Consider the following 18,581-nt stretch of genomic DNA (forward strand, 5'->3'; position numbering starts at 1 on the left):
CCTCATCGCGGGCAAGCCCGCTCCTGGATAGCCGATGAATCCAACCCCTGGGGGCTTGCCCGCGAAGCCCCAAGCATTTGCTCGTATCGGGCGGATTCCCGCCATCGTCCTTGTACGAATCTCGCCACCGGGCGGAAATCCGCCAATCCATCCCTGTCGATCCGCCCTGTCCTTGGGCAGAAATTTCCCGAAAACACGGGCCTTGCACCTGATTCGGGCATTTTGGCATCACCCTTGCTAAAGATCTGGCAGAGGCCTGCTCAGGCAGCTCGAACACAACGACAAATCCCTCCAGGTGCAGGAGGGTTCGCGCTTTAGGTGCCTCGCCCTGGGAAGGGTGAAACGGCACACTTGAGGATAATTAAGCCATGACGAAACGTCAGCCGCTGTACAAGTCCCTGTATGTCCAGGTGATCGTTGCAATCACCATCGGCATTCTGCTCGGCCACTACTACCCCGAAACCGGTGTCGCCCTCAAACCCCTGGGTGACGGCTTCGTCAAACTGATCAAGATGGTCATCGCCCCGATCATCTTCTGTACTGTGGTCAGCGGCATCGCCGGCATGCAGAGCATGAAGTCGGTCGGCAAGACCGGCGGCTATGCACTCCTGTACTTCGAGATCGTCTCCACCATCGCCCTGATCATCGGTCTGGTCGTCGTCAACGTGGTTCAGCCTGGCGCTGGCATGCACGTCGACGTCAGCACCCTGAACGCCAGCAGCGTCGCAGCCTACGCCGCCGCCGGTGCACAGCAGACCACCGTCGGCTTCCTGCTCAACGTCATCCCTAACACCGTGGTCGGCGCCTTCGCCAACGGCGACATCCTCCAGGTGCTGATGTTCTCGGTGCTGTTCGGCTTCGCCCTGCACCGCCTGGGCAGCTACGGCAAGCCAGTGCTCGAGCTGATCGACCGCTTCGCCCATGTCATGTTCAACATCATCAACATGATCATGAAGCTGGCTCCGGTCGGTGCCTTCGGTGCCATGGCCTTCACCATCGGCCAGTACGGCGTGGGTTCGCTGGTGCAGCTGGGCTACCTGATGGCCTGCTTCTACATCACCTGCCTGGCGTTCATCCTGATCGTCCTTGGCGGTATCTGCCGCGCCCACGGCTTCAGCGTCCTCAAGCTGATCCGCTACATCCGTGAAGAACTGCTGATCGTACTGGGTACTTCCTCCTCGGAATCGGCCCTGCCACGCATGCTGACCAAGATGGAGCGCCTGGGCGCGAAGAAATCCGTCGTTGGCCTGGTGATCCCGACCGGCTACTCGTTCAATCTGGACGGCACCTCGATCTACCTGACCATGGCTGCGGTGTTCATCGCCCAGGCCACCGACACCACCATGGACATCACTCACCAGATCACCCTGCTGCTGGTGCTGCTGGTTGCGTCCAAGGGTGCTGCTGGCGTTACCGGTTCGGGCTTCATCGTCCTGGCCGCCACCCTGTCCGCCGTTGGCCACCTGCCGGTTGCCGGCCTGGCGCTGATCCTGGGTATCGACCGCTTCATGTCCGAAGCCCGTGCCCTGACCAACCTGATCGGCAACGCCGTTGCCACCGTGGTCGTGGCCAAGTGGGTGAAGGAGCTGGACACCGACAAGCTGCAATCGGAACTGGCTTCCGGCGGTGCACCGCTGGTTGAAACCCGTCCGACCGACGACCTGGGCGTTGCTGAAGGCCCGGCTACTCGCTGATAGCGGTTGGAGCGATATGAGAAAGGCGACCTTCGGGTCGCCTTTTTTTATGCTCGGTTTTTGCGGTGATCAGACAGGCCCGCGAATGCATTGGGTCATTCGACGCGTGTCTCGCCGCTGTACACCAGGATCTCCCGGCAGCGCCGGCACAGATAGCGACGTCCCTGGCGCACCAGCTTGTGCCGCTGGGCGCTGAACGCAAAGTCGCTGTCTGCACAGGGGCAGCGGTAGATGTAGCGGGTCGCCACGCGGCGCTGCACCTCATAGTTGTGGCAGCGGTTGGGCGGCAGTTCGTAGACCCCGCGCATGATCAGTTGCCACTCCTCGCCATGGGCCTGGATGCGGTCACCGAACAGTTGATGGGCGATCAGGTGGGCGACTTCATGGGCCACGGTCTGGCGCAGGAAGTCATCCTGGTTCTCGCGGTACAGCTGCAGGTTGAAGCGCAGCAGGTTCTCGTGCAGATGAGCGACACCGGCCTTCTGGCCGCGCAGCTTGAAGCTGACTTCCGGGCGCGGGAAGGGGCGTTTGAAGAAGGTTTCGGCTTGCTGGTAACAGGTTTCGACGCGTTGCTTGAGTAGCTCGGGCATGGCGGGATGATTCTCCTGACGCGCCATTATGCCGCAAGCCCTGCACGCTTGCCGAGCCGCCGGTCAGCACGAAGCCAGAGGCCGCCAAAACGGCGGCCTCTGGCCCGACGCCCCAGTGTTGGTGTTTCTAATTGGTGTAGACCGGCCCCACGCCAAGCCCCCAGATGATCACGGTGGCGGCCATGATCGCCACCAGCACCACCAGGCCCACCGCCAGCACGGAGCTGGAGAACAGGAAGCCTTCGTCGGTGGGGATGTTCATGAAGGTCGGCAGCCCGACATACAGCAGGTAGACCGTGTAGCAGATGGCCGCTGTGCCCAGCAGCATGCCCAGCCACAGGTGAGGGTAGAGCGCCGCCAAGCCGCCGAGGAACAGTGGCGTGGCGGTGTAGGTTGCAAAGGCGATGCACTGTGCCATCGAGGGGTTGGCATCGTAGGTGCGCGCCATCCAGTGGATGAAGGCCCCCATCACCGCCACCCCGGCAAGCATCGCCAGGTAGGACATGACGCTCATCCACAGCGCGCTTTCCATGGTCAGCATCACCGGTGGTCGATCACCGATCACCCAGCCGACCTGGGTGGTGCCGATAAAGGCGGACACCGCCGGAATCGCTGCCAGGATCAGGGTGTGGGTCAGGTACATGTGGCTGATGCTTTCTTCTTCACCGCGAATCTCCCGCCATTCCTGGTCGGGATGGGTAAACAGCCCCAGAACGTGATGGATCATGCCGGTCACTCCTATCGTCGTCGCCAAACGCCCCCCAAGCGGAGCGCCTGTGGCCGAGGCCAGGCAACCGATCAAGCGGTAATATGGCCTTATGTCGCAGTATAGGAAGCAGAACCCGGCACAAACCCGGCTTTTTAGAGCAAATCGCGCTGTCGGCGGCGCTGTTGATTCTTTATCGGAATGGCCTACGCCTGTGCTCGGTTTGTGCGTAAAATAGCCGGCTTTTGTCACACCTCGCGGATCCAAGCGCTATGGGCACCCTCTCGGTCAACCAGAACAAACTGCAAAAACGCCTGCGTCGTCTCGCCGGCGAAGCCATCACCGACTACAACATGATCGAGGATGGCGACAAGGTCATGGTCTGCCTGTCCGGCGGCAAGGACAGCTACACCATGCTCGATGTTCTGCTGCACCTGCAGAAGGTGGCGCCGATTTCGTTCCAGATCGTCGCGGTGAACATGGACCAGAAGCAGCCAGGCTTCCCCGAGCATGTGCTGCCGGCCTACCTCAAGACCCTCGGCGTCGAGTACCACATCGTCGAGAAGGACACTTACTCGGTGGTCAAGGAACTGATCCCCGAAGGCAAGACCACCTGCTCGCTGTGTTCTCGCCTGCGCCGTGGCACGCTGTACACCTTCGCCGACGAGATCGGTGCGACCAAGATGGCGCTGGGCCACCACCGCGACGACATCGTCGAGACCTTCTTCCTCAACATGTTCTTCAACGGCGCGCTCAAGGGCATGCCGCCCAAGCTGCGCGCCGACGATGGTCGCAACGTGGTGATCCGTCCGCTGGCCTACTGCAGCGAGAAGGATATCCAGGCTTACTCGGACATGAAGGAATTCCCGATCATCCCGTGCAACCTGTGCGGTTCGCAGGAGAACCTGCAGCGCCAGGTGGTCAAGGACATGCTGGTGGAGTGGGAGCGCAAGCACCCGGGGCGTACCGAGAGCATCTTCCGCGCCCTGCAGAACGTCGCGCCTTCCCAACTGGCCGACCGCGACCTGTTCGACTTCACCAGCCTGAAGATCGACGAGAGCGCCACCCCGCGTTTCCTCGACGTGCTGAACATCTGACCTCATGCGCGACTATCAGTGGCTGCACGAGTACTGCATCAATCGCTTCGGCTCGGCCAAGGCGCTCGAAGCGTTCCTGCCGCAACCGCGCACGCCGGCGCAGTTGCGCGACATCACTGACGACCGCTACCTGTCGACCCTGGCCCTGCGCGTGTTCCGCGCCGGGCTCAAGCACAGCCTGGTGGACGCCAAGTGGCCGGCGTTCGAGCAGGTGTTCTTCGGTTTCGACCCGGAGAAGGTTGTACTGATGGGCGCCGAGCATCTGGAGCGCCTGATGCAGGACGAGCGCATCATCCGCCACCTGGGCAAGCTCAAGAGCGTGCCGCGCAATGCGCAGATGATCCTCGACGTGACGAAGGAGAAGGGCAGTGTCGGTGCCTTTATCGCCGACTGGCCCGAGACCGATATCGTCGGCTTGTGGAAGTACCTGGCCAGGCATGGCAACCAGTTGGGTGGGTTGTCGGCGCCGCGCTTCCTGCGCATGGTCGGCAAGGATACCTTCATCCCCACCGAGGACATGGCAGCAGCCTTGATCGCACAGAAGGTGATCGACAAGCAGCCCACCAGCCAGCGCGACCTGGCGCTGGTGCAGCAGGCGTTCAACCAGTGGCATGAAGAGAGTGGCCGGCCGCTGTGCCAGTTGTCGGTGATGCTGGCGCATACCGTCAATCATTGAGTCCTCGTTTAAGCCATCGCGGGCTTGCCCCGCGATGGCTTAAACGCCAAGCTCAGCTACCTTCCCCGGCCATCCGCCGCTGGAACTGAAACTTCCAGCGCACGTACAGCAACCCGCTGACGAACAACCCCAGGCTCACCAGTACCTCGATCCAGCCAAACAGCGCCCGGGCCGGGTCGAACGCTGCCAGCACGCCCTTGATGAAATAGATGTTCACCACAAAGCAGGTCCAGGCATGCGCCCGGGCGCTGCCGCTGAGCATGCCTGGCAGTAACAGCAGTAGCGGAATCAGCTCGATGGCCAGGATCACTTCGACCCGCGCCCCATGCAGGTCGGCGAACCACAGGTTGTTCACCACCAGCAAGGCGATCAGGCCGAAGAAGCAGGCCAGGCTCAGCGCCCGGGTCAGGCGCAGGCGCGGGGCCAGCCAGTCGAGTGCAGGCAGGACCTTGAGCTTTCTAGCCACGCTCGCCACCCAGGGCCTTGGCCGTGTTGGCCAGGCGTTGGCCGAGCGCCCTGCACAGGGCGATCTCGTGTGGGTCCAGCTCGCGCTTGCCATCGGCACCGGCATGATGGCTTGCGCCGTAGGGCGTGCCGCCGCCACGGGTTTCGAGCAGGGCCGATTCGCTGTAGGGCAGGCCGGTGACCAGCATGCCGTGGTGCATCAGCGGCAGCAGCATCGACAGCAGGGTGGTTTCCTGGCCGCCGTGCAGGCTGGCAGTGGAGGTGAACACCGCCGCAGGCTTGCCGACCAGTTCACCGCCCAGCCACAGGCTGCTGGTGCCGTCGAGGAAGTACTTGAGCGGCGCGGCCATGTTGCCGAAGCGGGTCGGGCTGCCCAAGGCAAGCCCCGCGCAGTGGCGCAGGTCGTCGAGCGTGGCGTAGAGCGCGCCGCTGGCGGGGATGTCCGGCGCCACGGCTTCGCACTCGGTGGAAATCGCCGGCACCGTGCGCAGGCGCGCTTCCAGGCCCGCCATCTCGACACCGCGGGCGATGTGCCGGGCCATCTCGCTGGTGGAGCCGTGGCGGCTGTAGTACAGGACCAGGATGAATGGATCGTTCACGGCAGGATCTCCAGGACTTTCTCGGGGGGCCGACCGATCACGGCCTTGTCGCCGGCGACCAGGATCGGGCGTTCGATCAGTTTCGGATGCTGGACCATGGCGTCGATCAGTTGCGCATCGGTGAGCGCGGGGTTGGCCAGGTCCAGGGCCTTGTATTCGTCTTCGCCGCTGCGCAACAACTGGCGCGCGCCGATGCCGAGCTTGCCAAGCAGCGCCTTGAGCGTGGCGGCGTCGGGCGGGGTATCGAGGTAGCGCACCACGGTCGGGGCCAGGCCGCGTTCTTCCAGCAGTTCAAGGGCGCCGCGGGATTTGGAGCAGCGCGGGTTATGATAGAGGGTCAGATCGGTCATGACGGGTCGCATCCAGCTGGGTGTGGCGGCTATTCTAACCGCAGCGACCGACATTTCATGCCTTAAAACTTCGAGAAGGATTGACCCATGGCAAGGCGTTTGGCAGCTGCACTGGCCATCACCGCGAGCCTTTTGCTCGGCGGCTGCGGTGCGGACTACGGCGTGGACCAGCACGGCAATATGGTGAAGGCCGAGCAGATCGACGGGCACTGGCTGGTGCTCAACTACTGGGCCGAGTGGTGCGGACCTTGCCGCACCGAGATCCCCGAACTGAACACGGCGGCCAAGCAATGGTCTGCCCAGGGCATCAAGGTGGTAGGGGTGAACTTCGACGGGCTGCAGGGCGACGACCTCAAGCAGGCCGTGCAGGCGCTGGGCATCGACTTCACCGTGCTGGCCCAGGACCCGGCCGAACGTTACGAGCTGCCTCGCAGCGAAGCACTGCCGGTGACCTACATCATCGACGACAAGGGCAAGGTGCGTGAGCAGTTGCTCGGTGAGCAGACGCTCGAAGGGCTGCAGGCGAAGATCAAGGCGCTCAAGGGCGGCGCCTGACCTGTTGTCGGGGCTGCTTCGCAGCCCATTCGCGGCGCGAGGCCGCTCCTACAAGAGCTCCGCAACTTCTGAATACTGCGGTGTTACTTGTGGGAGCGGCCTCGCGCCGCGAATGGGCCGCGCAGCGGCCCCGATGCACTTCAGCCTTCCTCAGGCCAGAAGCGCAGCGGCTTGCCTTCGGCCGGCCAGAAGCGGATCTGCTCGATCGCTGACACATCCCAGCGCTGCACCGTTTCCAGGGCCTGGAGGAAGCGCTGCTCCTGCTCCATCAATGCCGGTGCACACAGCTTGCGGGTCTTGCCGACCTTACCGAAGCTCAATTTATCGCCGTCCAGGGTATAGCTGGCGAACCAATGGTTGCAGCCCGCATTGCCATAGGCGCGGCCATCATCGGCCAGGGTGAGGGTCAGGTGGCTGTAGTCGATCAGCGGGCGTTCGCCGATCCACTCCAGCACATAGCTGCGCTCCTGCTGCAGTTTGGAAGGCTGCGCCGCGCAGCCGAACAGGCCGCCGAGCAGCGCGGCGCAGATCAACAGGTGTTTCACTGGGCGCTTCCCTGGCAGTTGCGGCACAGGTGACGCTCGCCCTGGCTGCTCCAGCCCAGCTCCGCGATGCGTGCATTGGCGGCGGGCTGGCGGGCCTTCTTGCCGAGCTTTGCATCGACGGCGAATTCGAAGTCGAGCACGGCCTCGCAGCTGTCGCACTTGACCTGCCAGGTGAGGATTTCCAGTTCGTTGAACACCGGGCCGCTGGCCACGGCAACCCACTGGCCGCGCGGGTTGATCAGGTGACGGACGCTCTCGACGGTCAGGCGCATGGACAGGTCCTTGCTGCCTTTGAGCGTCACCAGCAGGACGTCGCCTTTGTGCATCGATCCGCCGTTGCCGGTTACCTGGTAGCGGCCTGGCACCAGCGCGCGGCATTCGATCAGGGTGTGTTGCGGGTTGAAAAGGGTGTAGCGGAAATCGTGCTCGACCATGGGTCCTCCAGAAATGCCGCGTATCCTACCCTGTGACCGTGTTTTGCGCATCGCCTGCTGCCCAGCGGGCGATGTTGTCCTGGGTGGTCGCGGCAATCGCTTCCAGCGCTTCGCGGGTCAGAAACGCCTGGTGCGCGGTGACGATCACGTTGGGGAAGGTCAGCAGCCGGGCCAGCACGTCGTCCTGTAGCGGCAGGTCGGAGCGGTCCTCGAAGAACAGTTGCGCCTCTTCTTCATAGACATCCAGGCCCAGGTAGCCGAGCTGGCCGCTCTTGAGCGCGTCGATCAGCGCCGGGGTATCGACCAGCGCACCGCGCCCGGTGTTGATCAGCATGGCACCGGGCTGCAGGCGCGCGAGGCTCTCGGCGTTGATCAGATGACGGGTGTGCTCGGTCAGCGGGCAATGCAGGCTGATGATCCGTGCCTGGCCAAGCAGTTCGGGCAGTTCCAGATAGCGGGCACCGAGGGCCAGCAGCTCGGGGTTGGGGTAGGGGTCGTAGGCCAGCAACTGGCAGCCGAAGCCGGCCATGATGCGGGCGAACGCAGCACCGATCTGCCCGGTGCCGACCACGCCCACGGTCTTGCCGTGCAGGTCGAAGCCGGTCAGGCCATGCAAGGTGAAATCGCCTTCGCGGGTGCGGTTGTAGGCGCGGTGCAGGCGGCGGTTGAGGGCCAGGATCAGCGCTACCGCGTGCTCGGCCACGGCGTGCGGCGAATAAGCTGGGACGCGCACCACCGTCAGCCCAAGGTGTGCAGCAGCCGCCAGGTCGACATGGTTGTAGCCCGCCGAACGCAGGGCGATCAGCCGTGTACCACCGCTGGCCAGGCGTTGCAGGACTTCGGCGCCCAGATCATCGTTGATGAAGGCGCAGACCACCTCGAAGCCCTGGGCCAGTGGGGCGGTGTCCGGGGTGAGGCGAGCGGATTGGAAATGCAGCTCCAGGGCGCGGCTGGCGGCGGCCTGGGTGAAGCTTTCCTGGTCGTAGTGCTGGCTGCTGAACAACAGGACGCGCATGGTGGAGATTCCTTCGGTGTGTCGTCGACGATCAGGCACGCAGGTGCGCCTGCTCCGCCAGCCGGTGGATGGCGCGCTCCAGGTCATCCAGCGCCTGCAATGCCTGCGGGCTGTCCTGCTTGAGCAGCGTCTCGCTGCGCTGACAGGCGGCCCGCAACTGTGGGACGCCGCAATAGCGCGAAGCGCCGTTGAGGCGGTGAACGCGTTCGATCATCGCCGAACGATCGCCTTGTTCGCGCGCGCTGCGGATGGCCTGGCGATCACCTTCCAACGAGGCCAGCAGCATCGCCAGCATGTCGGCGGCCAGGTCCGCTTTGCCGGCCGCCAGGCGCAAACCCTCTTCGTGGTCGAGCACCTTGAGCTCGTTGCTATCGGGCAAGCGTTCAGTGGCGCGGTCCAGTGAGGGCGTACCGAGGCTCAGGCCGGTCCATTTCATCACCACTTGGGCCAGCTGGCGCTCGCTGATCGGCTTGGTCAGGTAGTCATCCATGCCACTGTGCAGCAGGGCGCGCTTTTCGTTGGCCATGGCGTGGGCTGTCAGGGCGACGATAGGCAGGGGCGGGCCACTCTGGCTGGCTTCCCAGCGACGGATCTGCTCGGTGCAGGCGCAGCCGTCCATGCCGGGCATCTGCACATCCATCAGCACCAGGTCGAAGGGTTCGTCCTGCACGGCCTGGACTGCCGCGAAGCCGCTGTCTACTGCCACGACTGCGGCGCCCATGCCTTCGAGCAGGGTCTGCACCAGCAGCAGGTTGGCCGGGTTGTCGTCGACACAGAGGATCCTTGGCACCCGCGAGCCGGCAGTGTGCCGCGGTTCGCTGCTGGGGCGGGTCGGTTGCACCAGTTCCAGCAGCAGGCGGCGCAACTTGCGGGTGCAGGTGGGCTTGGACAGCAATTGGCCATTGGCATTGGGCAGGAACGGGTGATACAGCGCCTGCTCGGTGGTCGGGCACAGCACCACGCACTGGCAGCCCAGGCGTTCGAGTTGTTGGTGGTACTGGCCGAGCTGGTCGGGCGAGAGGTTGCCCAGGTTGGCGCCAAGCACGGCGAATTCGAAGGGGTGGCCGGCCTGGCTGGCGGCCTGTACGCCTTGCAGCAACTGCTCGAACGACGAGAACAGGCTGACGCTCAGGCCACAGTCTTCAAGCTGGTGTTCCAGGGCCTGACGGGCCATCGTGGCCGTCGACGATCGCTGCGCGGCGGCCCAGCAACGCTTGCAGGGGCATTTCCTCGGCGTCGTCGTGGGCCTTGGGCAGGCTCAGGTTGATCCAGAACTGCGAGCCTTCGCCCGGCGTGCTGTCGACGCCGATCTCGCCGCCCATCTGTTCGATCAGGCGCTTGGAGATCACCAGCCCAAGGCCGGTGCCGCCAGGTTGGCGCGACAGCGAGTTGTCGGCCTGGCTGAAGGCCTGGAACAGGGTGCGCACGTCCGCCGGTGACAGGCCGATGCCGGTGTCCTGCACGCTGATGCGCAGTTGCGCGGTGTCTTCGTGCTCGTCTTCGACCATGGCGCGCACGACGATCGTGCCTTCGCGGGTGAACTTGATGGCGTTGCTCACCAGGTTGGTGAGGATCTGCTTGAGCCGCAGCGGATCGCCAACCAGCGACAGGGGCGTGTCGCGGTACACCAGGCTGACCAGCTCCAGCTGCTTGGCGTGGGCCGCCGGCGCGAGGATGGTCAGGGTGTCCTGGATCAGGTCGCGCAGGTTGAAGGGGATGCTGTCAAGCACAAGCTTGCCGGCTTCGATCTTGGAGAAGTCGAGAATCTCGTTGATGATCCCCAGCAGGTTGTCGGCGGACTTTTCGATGGTGCCCAGATAGTCGAGCTGGCGAGGCGTGAGCTCGCTCTTTTGCAGCAGGTGGGTGAAGCCGAGGATGCCATTGAGCGGGGTGCGGATCTCGTGGCTCATGTTGGCGAGGAATTCGGATTTGATCCGACTGGCCTCCAGGGCCTCCTTGCGCGCCATGTCCAGCTCGATGTTCTGGATCTCGATGGTCTCCAGGTTCTGGCGCACGTCCTCGGTGGCCTGGTCGATGCTGTGCTGCAGCTCTTCGTGGGCGTTGTGCAGGGTTTCGGCCATGCGGTTGATGCCGGCCGCCAGCTCGTCCAGCTCGACGCTGCCCATGGGCGGCAGGCGTTCTTCGAGATTGCCCTCCTTGAGCTGGGTGACCGCGTGCTTGATGCGCCCGATCGGGCCGTTGATCGCCCGGCTCATGCGCAATGCCAGCAGCACCGTGAGGCTCAGGCAGGCAAAGATCAGCAGCAGGCTGGTGAACAGGTTGCGATAGCCGCGCAGGAGCGTGCCGTCGTGGGACAGTTCGATCTCGACCCAGCCAAGCAAGCGCTCGGATTCGTTGGGCACGGCTTCGGTGGCCAGGTCGCGGTGATGGCCGAAAACCGGCATCAGGTAGCGCGTGGCGTCGTTGCCGGTGCGTTGCAGCAGTTGCGTACCGGTGCCGCCACTGGGCGGCTGGTTGAGCATGCTGGGGCCGGCATGGGCCAGGCGCGAACGGTCCGGGGCCAGGAAAGCCACGGCACGCACATCGGTCTGCTCCAAAGCCTCGGCGGCGATGCGCTCGAGCTGCGCTGGCGCTTCCTGGGCCAGGGCGGGGGCTGCGAGCGGTGCCAGTTGCTCGGCGATCATCTTGCCGCGTTGCAACAGTTGGGTGCGCAGTTCGTTCTGCTGCAACCAGGTGAAATAAATGCCCAGCACCAGCGCCATCAGCCCGGCGGGCAGTAGGGCCAGCAGCAGGACGCGGCTTCTGATTCCCAAACGATCGAGCACACCTGTCTCCTGTCATGTGCGTGCGGGCCGTCGCGAGTGGACGGGATCCCGCAGAACGTTACTCCGCACGCACCGGTAATGCACTTTGTTTGTGCGGGTTTTTTATGGCGCGCGGCGCTGGCAAGGGCATTGGTCGACACTCGGTTGCCAGAACGGCGTCCCTCGCCAATAATCGCGCAACTGAGAATTCATGGCAGATGCCAATGCATACCGTATCCATTCACGACTCAAGCATCCTCGCCATCGAGGACGATCCGGTGCTCGGCGCCTACCTGCACGAGGAGCTGCAGCGCGGCGGTTTCCGCGTGACCTGGTGCCGTAATGGCCTGGAAGGCTTGGAAACTGCTGGCCGCGAGGCCTTCGATGTGGTGTTGCTGGACATCCTGCTGCCAGGGCTCAACGGTCTGGACGCCCTGGCGCAACTGCGCCGGCGCAGCGCCACGCCGGTCATCCTGATGTCGGCGCTGGGGGCCGAGGCGGACCGTATCAGCGGTTTCCAGCGCGGTGCCGACGACTACCTGCCCAAGCCCTTCAGCATGGCCGAGCTGCGCGTGCGCATCGAGGCGATCCTGCGCCGGGTCGCCCTGGAGCGCCGGCATCAAGCGCCGCGTGACGTCTTGCCGGGGCAACTGCATTTCGACGACCAGGCCTGCGACGTGACGCTCGACGGGCAGGCTGCGGGGCTCACGCCCAGTGAATATCGCCTGCTCGACACCCTCAATCGCAGCCAGGAGGAGGTGTTGAGCAAGCCCTTCCTTTACCAGCAGGTCCTGCAACGTGGCTATTCACGCCATGACCGCAGCCTGGACATGCATGTCAGCCAGATCCGTCGCAAGCTCAAGGGTATCGGTTATCACGAGCGCCAGGTGCGCACGGTATGGGGCAAGGGCTACGTGTTCTGTGCCGGCGAGGCAGACTGAGCATGCTCGATCGTCGATCGCTGTTCTGGAAGCTGGCGGTGCTGCTGGTGGGCTTCTGCCTGCTGATGATCGGCCTGAGCTACACCTGGGGCCGGCATATGGAAACCCAGAACGCCTTCTTGTCCGAGCCTGCCCGGCAGCTGTTGCGCGGTTATGCCGCCGAGGCCGAGCAGGCCTGGAACCAGGGTGGCCGCGAAGGCCTCGAGCGCTGGTTGCTGGACATGCGCCAGCGTGAGTCGGGCTGGATCGCGGTGCTCGATGGCAACTTGCGTCCGCTCGCCGGGGCTCGCTTGTCCACGGAGGAAATCCAGCGCCTGACCCGCCTGCGCGGCGTCGACTGGCCGATGAGCAGGCGCAGCGTCGACCAGCCCTGGTTGCGCTTGCCGTTCCCCCAGGCTCCCGAGCAGGGCATGCTGGTGATCGAGTTGCCCCAGCGCCTGACCCCCGGCCAGTACCGGTTGCTCTGGCGGATCATCACCAACGGTGTGATGCCGGGTCTTTTCACCCTGCTGCTGTGCGTGGGCCTCTACCGGATGCTGATCGTGCCGCTGAACCAGTTGCGCGAGCAGGCCAATGCCTGGCGTGCCGACCAGCTTTCGGCGCGGCTCGATTCGCGCACGATCGGTCGTGACGACGAGTTGGGCGAGCTGGCGCGTGCCTTCGACCAGATGGCCGAGCGCCTGCAGGGCACCGTGGCCCTGCAGCAGCAACTGTTGCGCGACTTGTCCCACGAGATGCGCACGCCACTGAGCCGCCTGCGTGTGGCCTGCGAGGGCGAGACCGACGTCGCGCGCCTGCGCGAACGCCTCGAACGGGAACTCGATTGCATGCAGCAACTGGTCGAGGACACCCTGCAACTGGCCTGGCAGGATGCCGAGCGTGCGCCGATGAACCTTGAGCCCATCCAGCTTCAGGCCCTGTGGGACCTGCTGGTGGAGAATGCCTGCTACGAAAGCGGTTGGGCAGCGCAGCGGTTGCAGTGCACGTTGCCGGCCAGCTGTTGGGTGGAGGGTAATCTCAACCACCTGGCCCAGGCGCTGGAGAACATGCTGCGCAATGCCATCCGCCACTCACCGCATGACGGGGTGGTGCGCCTGAGTGGCCAGCGCGAGGGCAATCACTGGCAGTTGTTCCTGGAAGATGAAGGCGGCGGGGTGGATGACGACGATCTGGAAAGGATCTTCGCGCCGTTTTCCCGGCTCGACGGCTCGCGCCCCGGGGATGGAGGCTTTGGGCTGGGGCTGAGTATCGCCCGCAGTGCGATCCAGCGTCAGGGCGGCAGGCTGTGGGCCGAGAATGGGCAACGGGGGTTGCGACTGTGCATGCGCCTGCCTTGTGTCGACACCGAGGGCTTGGCAGGTAAGCCTGCTGCTGAAAAGGCTTTCACTGTTCTTGCGAGCGCGAGTTTGCCCGCGCAGGGTTCGGCACCCATATAACTACCTGCTATATCTCCCAGCGATTGCGTGATATGGCGGCGCGTCCTTTGCCGGTATGATAGGCGCCCCTGCCGTCCTGATTGCGAAACACGCCCATGACCTTGCAGTACCCAACCATCGCCGATTGCGTCGGCAACACCCCTCTGGTCCGCCTGCAGCGTATCGCCGGGCAGACCAGCAATACTCTCCTGCTCAAGCTCGAAGGCAACAACCCGGCCGGCTCGGTCAAGGACCGTCCGGCGTTGTCGATGATCACCCGCGCCGAACTGCGCAACCAGATCAAGCCTGGCGACACCCTGATCGAGGCAACCTCCGGCAACACCGGCATCGCCCTGGCCATGGCGGCGGCGATCAAGGGTTACAAGATGATCCTGATCATGCCCGACAACTCCACGGCCGAGCGCAAGGCGGCGATGACCGCCTATGGCGCCGAGCTGATCCTGGTGACCAAGGAAGAAGGCATGGAAGGGGCGCGCGATCTGGCCGAAAAGCTGCAGGCCGAAGGTCGCGGCCTGGTGCTCGACCAGTTCGCCAACGGCGACAACCCGATTGCCCACTACACCAGCACAGGTCCCGAGATCTGGCAGCAGACCCAGGGCAACATCACCCACTTCGTCAGTTCCATGGGCACCACCGGCACCATCATGGGCTGCTCGCAGTACCTCAAGGAACAGAACCCGGCGGTGCAGATCGTCGGCCTGCAACCGATGGAAGGCTCGGCCATTCCCGGTATTCGCCGCTGGCCGGAGGAATACCTGCCGAAGATCTTCGACGCCACCCGCGTCGATCGCGTGGTGGACATGTCCCAGCAGGAAGCCGAAGACACCACCCGTCGCCTTGCACGCGAAGAGGGCATTTTCTGCGGTGTGTCCTCCGGCGGTGCGGTCGCGGCGATGCTGCGTCTGTCCCGTGAAGTGGAAAATGCCGTGATGGTCGCGATCATCTGCGACCGCGGCGACCGTTATCTCTCCACCGGCCTGTTCGACGCGACCTGATGTCCAGAAAGAAAAGCAACAGCAGCGGCCTGCGCTTCCAGCCAGCCGGCGGCGACCGCACCCCACAGGTGCCGGTGGGCAAGAAACAACGCCTGGACATCGAACGCCTGGCCGGTGACGGACGCGGCATCGCCTTTGTCGAGGGGCGCACCTGGTTCGTCAGTGGTGCCCTGGCGGGCGAGGCGGTCGAGGCGCGGGTGCTCAATGCCCGCGGCAAGATCGTCGAAGCACGCCTTGAGCGCGTGCTGCAGGCCAGCCCCGAGCGGCGCGAGGCGCCGTGCCGGCATTACGCCCGCTGCGGCGGTTGCAACCTTCAGCACCTGCCCCACGAGGGCCAGCTGGCGCTCAAGCAGCGCCTGCTCGCCGAGCAGTTGCAGCGCGTAGCCGGTGTGCAGCCTGATGAGTGGGCCGCACCGCTGGCCGGGCCGGAATTCGGCTACCGCCGTCGCGCGCGCATCGCCGTGCGTTGGGATGTGAAGGCGCGCGAGCTGCAGGTCGGTTTTCGCGCCGAAGCCAGCCAGGACATCATCGCCATCGACGATTGCCCGGTGCTGGTACAACCCTTGCAAACCATCCTGCGACATTTGCCGACCGTGCTGCGCAGCTTGAGCAGGCCTCAGGCGCTGGGGCATGTGGAATTGTTCAGCGGCACCGCCGAGGCAGTGCTGGTACGCCATGTAGCGCCGCTGGCCGATGACGACCTGGCGCGCCTGCAGGCGTTCTGCGAGCAGGCGGGTGCGCAACTGTGGCTGCAGGGCGAGGGTGAGCCGGCGCCACATGATGGCGCCGCGAGACTTGGGTTTGACCTTGCCCCTTGGGGGCTGGAGCTGGCGTGGCGACCGGGCGACTTCGTGCAGGTCAATGCCCAGGTCAACACCTTGATGATCCAACAGGCGCTGGCGTGGCTTGCGCCGCAACCGGACGAACGGGTACTGGACCTGTTCTGTGGCCTGGGCAATTTTGCCCTGCCGCTGGCTCGCCAGGCCCGTGAAGTGGTGGCGGTGGAAGGTGTGCAGGCGATGGTCGATCGGGCCGCCGCCAACGCCGCGAGCAACAATGTGCATAACGCACGGTTTTTTCAGGCCGATTTATCGCAGTCTTTGGCAGGTGCCGAATGGGCCGCCGAGGGCTTTTCTGCGGTACTCTTGGACCCACCGCGCGACGGTGCCTACGAGGTGGTGCAAAGCATCGCACGCCTGAAGGCCAGGCGGCTGGTCTATGTATCGTGCAACCCCGCCACGCTGGCGCGAGACGCGCAGGTGCTGGTCGGCCAGGGGTACCGGTTAAAAAGGGCCGGGATTCTCGACATGTTTCCTCAGACGGCGCATGTCGAGGCCATGGCGTTATTCGAAGTGGGCCAGTAACGGCTGGCCCCTTGGTGCGGCTTCCACGGACGGGAAGCGGCACGGTTGATTGCCAGTGCACCCGCGAGGTGCGCTGTATGGAAAGGTAAACGAAACATGGTACAGGTGAGAGTGCACCAGCCGGTCAACACCGACGGCAGTATCAATCTCGAAGCATGGCTGGATCATGTGGTGAGCGTCGATTCGGCGCTGGATCGCACGGCGCTCAAGGAGGCCTGCGATTTCGCCCAGGAAGTCGAGAAGAAGGGCAACCCGGCCAAGCATTCCTGGGCCGACGGGACGTCGAGCTTCCAGGCGGGGCTCGAGATCGCTGAAATTCTCGCAGACCTCAAGCTCGACCAGGACTCGCTGGTCGCTGCCGTGATCTATCGCTCGGTCCGCGAAGGCAAGGTCACCCTGGCCGAGGTCGGCCAGCGTTTCGGCCCGGTGGTCTCCAAGCTGATCGACGGCGTGCTGCGCATGGCCGCCATCAGCGCCAGCCTCAGCCCGCGCCAGTCGCTGGTGCTGGGCTCGCAGGCGCAGGTCGAGAACCTGCGCAAGATGCTCGTGGCCATGGTCGACGACGTACGCGTCGCCCTGATCAAGCTGGCCGAGCGGACCTGCGCCATCCGCGCGGTGAAGGCCGCCGATGACGAAAAACGCCTGCGCGTGGCGCGCGAGGTGTTCGACATCTACGCACCGCTCGCTCACCGCCTGGGCATCGGCCATATCAAGTGGGAGCTGGAAGACCTGTCCTTCCGCTACCTGGAGCCCGACCAGTACAAGCAGATCGCCAAGCTTTTGCACGAGCGGCGGCTGGACCGCGAGCGCTTCATCAGCGATGTGATGAACCAGTTGCAGAACGAGCTGCTGGCCACCGGAGTCAAGGCCGACATCAGCGGTCGGGCGAAACACATCTATTCGATCTGGCGCAAGATGCAGCGCAAGGGCCTGGAGTTCAGCCAGATCTACGACGTGCGTGCGGTGCGCGTGCTGGTGCCGGAAATCCGCGACTGCTATACCGCGCTGGGTATCGTCCACACCTTGTGGCGCCACATCCCCAAGGAGTTCGACGACTACGTCGCCAACCCCAAGGAAAACGGCTACCGCTCGCTGCACACCGCGGTGATCGGCCCCGAGGGCAAGGTGCTCGAGGTGCAGATCCGTACCCACGGCATGCACGAGGAGGCCGAGCTTGGTGTCTGCGCGCACTGGAAGTACAAGGGCACCGACGTCAAGTCCAGCTCCAACCACTACGAAGAGAAGATTTCCTGGCTGCGCCAGGTGCTGGAGTGGCACGAGGAACTGGGCGACATCGGCGGCCTGGCCGAACAACTGCGGGTCGACATCGAGCCGGACCGGGTCTACGTGTTCACCCCTGATGGTCACGCCATCGACCTGCCCAAGGGCGCCACGCCGCTGGACTTCGCCTACCGCGTGCACACCGAGATCGGCCACAACTGCCGTGGCGCCAAGATCAACGGTCGCATCGTACCGCTGAACTACAGCCTGCAGACCGGCGAGCAGGTGGAGATCATCACCAGCAAGCAGGGCAACCCGAGCCGCGACTGGCTGAACTCCAACCTTGGCTACGTCACCACCTCGCGTGCGCGGGCAAAGATCGTCCATTGGTTCAAGCTGCAGGCGCGCGACCAGAACGTCGCTGCCGGCAAGACCCTCATCGAGCGCGAACTCAGCCGCCTGGGCCTGCCGCAGGTGGACTTCGAGCGCCTGGCGGAAAAGGCCAACGTCAAGACCGCCGAGGACATGTTCGCTGCGCTGGGGGCCGGTGATCTGCGCCTGGCGCACATGGTCAACGCCGCCCAGCAGTTGCTCGAGCCGGAGCGCATCGAGCCGGTCGAGCTGGTGCCGCGCCCGGCGCGCGGGACCCGATCGGGCAAGCGCAACGACATCCAGATCCAGGGCGTAGGCAACCTGCTCACGCAGATGGCCGGTTGCTGCCAGCCGCTGCCGGGCGACGCCATCGTCGGCTACATCACCCAGGGCCGCGGCGTGAGCATTCACCGCCAGGACTGCGCCTCGGTGCTGCAGTTGGCGGGCAAGGAGCCGGAGCGCATGATTCAGGTGAGTTGGGGGCCGATTCCGGTGCAGACCTACCCGGTCGACATCGTCATCCGCGCCTACGACCGCCCGGGCCTGCTGCGCGACGTTTCGCAGGTGCTGCTCAACGAGAAGATCAACGTGCTGGCGGTCAATACCCGCTCGAACAAGGAAGACAACACCGCGCTGATGTCGCTGACCATCGAGATTCCAGGCCTGGATGCGCTGGGGCGCTTGCTCGGACGGATCTCGCAGTTGCCGAACATCATCGAGACGCGGCGTAATCGTACGCCTTGAGACTGCGTCGCCCCCAT

17 protein-coding genes and 1 pseudogene are annotated in these 18,581 nt (G+C 64.5%); 9 read left to right on the forward strand and 9 right to left on the reverse strand.

Features of this window, described 5'->3' with window-relative positions:
• The first annotated feature begins 368 nt into the window (after window positions 1–368).
• Window positions 369–1,694, forward strand: a complete 1,326-nt coding sequence (locus AB688_RS09130) for a dicarboxylate/amino acid:cation symporter (protein WP_054892912.1) — start codon at window positions 369–371, stop codon at window positions 1,692–1,694.
• 95 nt (window positions 1,695–1,789) lie between these two features.
• Here the strand turns inward: AB688_RS09130 and AB688_RS09135 are convergent, their stop codons facing one another.
• Together AB688_RS09135 and AB688_RS09140 are read right to left on the reverse strand one after the other, a co-directional pair.
• On the reverse strand, window positions 1,790–2,284 hold the full coding sequence (locus AB688_RS09135) for a SprT family zinc-dependent metalloprotease (protein WP_054892911.1): 495 nt from the start codon (window positions 2,282–2,284) through the stop codon (window positions 1,790–1,792).
• 127 nt (window positions 2,285–2,411) lie between these two features.
• A complete protein-coding gene (locus AB688_RS09140; protein ID WP_054892910.1) occupies window positions 2,412–3,011 on the reverse strand; it encodes a Yip1 family protein in 600 nt (199 codons plus the stop codon).
• Between the two features lie 251 nt (window positions 3,012–3,262).
• Between AB688_RS09140 and ttcA the strand changes: the two genes are divergently transcribed.
• Window positions 3,263–4,087: a tRNA 2-thiocytidine(32) synthetase TtcA gene (gene ttcA / locus AB688_RS09145; protein ID WP_054892909.1), complete on the forward strand. Its 825-nt coding sequence runs from the start codon at window positions 3,263–3,265 to the stop codon at window positions 4,085–4,087.
• 4 nt (window positions 4,088–4,091) lie between these two features.
• The gene (locus tag AB688_RS09150) at window positions 4,092–4,763 is read left to right on the forward strand and encodes a DNA-3-methyladenine glycosylase I (RefSeq protein WP_063543567.1); all 672 of its coding nucleotides are present in this window, start codon (window positions 4,092–4,094) and stop codon (window positions 4,761–4,763) included.
• Between the two features lie 52 nt (window positions 4,764–4,815).
• On the opposite strand, the gene AB688_RS09155 is transcribed toward AB688_RS09150, so the two are convergent.
• Genes AB688_RS09155 through arsC form a run of 3 tightly spaced genes read right to left on the reverse strand, consistent with a single transcriptional unit; the run spans window position 4,816 to window position 6,177 of the window.
• The gene (locus AB688_RS09155; RefSeq protein ID WP_063546673.1) at window positions 4,816–5,229 is read right to left on the reverse strand and encodes a DUF2069 domain-containing protein; all 414 of its coding nucleotides are present in this window, start codon (window positions 5,227–5,229) and stop codon (window positions 4,816–4,818) included.
• The gene (gene wrbA / locus AB688_RS09160) at window positions 5,222–5,827 is read right to left on the reverse strand and encodes an NAD(P)H:quinone oxidoreductase (protein WP_063543569.1); all 606 of its coding nucleotides are present in this window, start codon (window positions 5,825–5,827) and stop codon (window positions 5,222–5,224) included. The genes AB688_RS09155 and wrbA overlap by 8 nt, the downstream gene beginning before the upstream one ends.
• Window positions 5,824–6,177 (reverse strand): arsenate reductase (glutaredoxin), encoded by a 354-nt coding sequence (arsC, locus tag AB688_RS09165; protein ID WP_063543571.1) that lies wholly within the window; start codon window positions 6,175–6,177, stop codon window positions 5,824–5,826. The genes wrbA and arsC overlap by 4 nt, the downstream gene beginning before the upstream one ends.
• Window positions 6,178–6,264: 87 nt before the next feature.
• On the opposite strand from arsC, the gene AB688_RS09170 reads away from it, so the two are divergent.
• Window positions 6,265–6,732, forward strand: coding sequence for a TlpA disulfide reductase family protein (locus AB688_RS09170; RefSeq protein ID WP_063543573.1), 468 nt, complete (start codon window positions 6,265–6,267; stop codon window positions 6,730–6,732).
• Window positions 6,733–6,872: 140 nt separating this feature from the next.
• Here AB688_RS09170 and AB688_RS09175 read toward each other — a convergent pair whose 3' ends face one another.
• The 4 genes and pseudogenes from AB688_RS09175 to AB688_RS09190 all read right to left on the reverse strand — a co-directional run bounded on the left by AB688_RS09175 (window position 6,873) and on the right by AB688_RS09190 (window position 11,512).
• Window positions 6,873–7,277 carry an META domain-containing protein gene (locus AB688_RS09175; RefSeq protein ID WP_063543575.1) on the reverse strand — a complete coding sequence of 135 codons (405 nt, stop codon included), beginning with the start codon at window positions 7,275–7,277 and terminating at the stop codon, window positions 6,873–6,875.
• Window positions 7,274–7,711 (reverse strand): hypothetical protein, encoded by a 438-nt coding sequence (locus AB688_RS09180; RefSeq protein WP_063543577.1) that lies wholly within the window; start codon window positions 7,709–7,711, stop codon window positions 7,274–7,276. Before AB688_RS09180 ends, AB688_RS09175 begins: the two co-directional genes overlap by 4 nt.
• Window positions 7,712–7,736: 25 nt before the next feature.
• Complete coding sequence (locus AB688_RS09185) at window positions 7,737–8,726, reverse strand: 2-hydroxyacid dehydrogenase (RefSeq protein ID WP_063543579.1); 990 nt, start codon at window positions 8,724–8,726, stop codon at window positions 7,737–7,739.
• Window positions 8,727–8,757: 31 nt separating this feature from the next.
• Window positions 8,758–11,512, reverse strand: a pseudogene (locus tag AB688_RS09190) (response regulator).
• 203 nt (window positions 11,513–11,715) lie between these two features.
• Here AB688_RS09190 and AB688_RS09195 point away from each other — a divergent pair.
• The 5 genes from AB688_RS09195 to relA all read left to right on the forward strand — a co-directional run bounded on the left by AB688_RS09195 (window position 11,716) and on the right by relA (window position 18,564).
• Window positions 11,716–12,432: a response regulator transcription factor gene (locus AB688_RS09195; protein WP_054892900.1), complete on the forward strand. Its 717-nt coding sequence runs from the start codon at window positions 11,716–11,718 to the stop codon at window positions 12,430–12,432.
• 2 nt (window positions 12,433–12,434) lie between these two features.
• The gene (locus AB688_RS09200; protein WP_081255210.1) at window positions 12,435–13,868 is read left to right on the forward strand and encodes a sensor histidine kinase; all 1,434 of its coding nucleotides are present in this window, start codon (window positions 12,435–12,437) and stop codon (window positions 13,866–13,868) included.
• Between the two features lie 95 nt (window positions 13,869–13,963).
• Window positions 13,964–14,863, forward strand: a complete 900-nt coding sequence (cysM, locus tag AB688_RS09205; RefSeq protein WP_063543581.1) for a cysteine synthase CysM — start codon at window positions 13,964–13,966, stop codon at window positions 14,861–14,863.
• The gene (rlmD, locus tag AB688_RS09210; protein WP_063543583.1) at window positions 14,863–16,227 is read left to right on the forward strand and encodes a 23S rRNA (uracil(1939)-C(5))-methyltransferase RlmD; all 1,365 of its coding nucleotides are present in this window, start codon (window positions 14,863–14,865) and stop codon (window positions 16,225–16,227) included. The genes cysM and rlmD overlap by 1 nt, the downstream gene beginning before the upstream one ends.
• A gap of 96 nt (window positions 16,228–16,323) precedes the next feature.
• Window positions 16,324–18,564, forward strand: coding sequence for a GTP diphosphokinase (relA, locus tag AB688_RS09215; RefSeq protein ID WP_054892897.1), 2,241 nt, complete (start codon window positions 16,324–16,326; stop codon window positions 18,562–18,564).
• The last annotated feature ends 17 nt before the right edge of the window (window positions 18,565–18,581 follow it).

Origin of the sequence: Pseudomonas putida (assembly GCF_001636055.1) — a bacterium.
Taxonomy (GTDB): Bacteria; Pseudomonadota; Gammaproteobacteria; order Pseudomonadales; family Pseudomonadaceae; genus Aquipseudomonas; species Aquipseudomonas machongensis.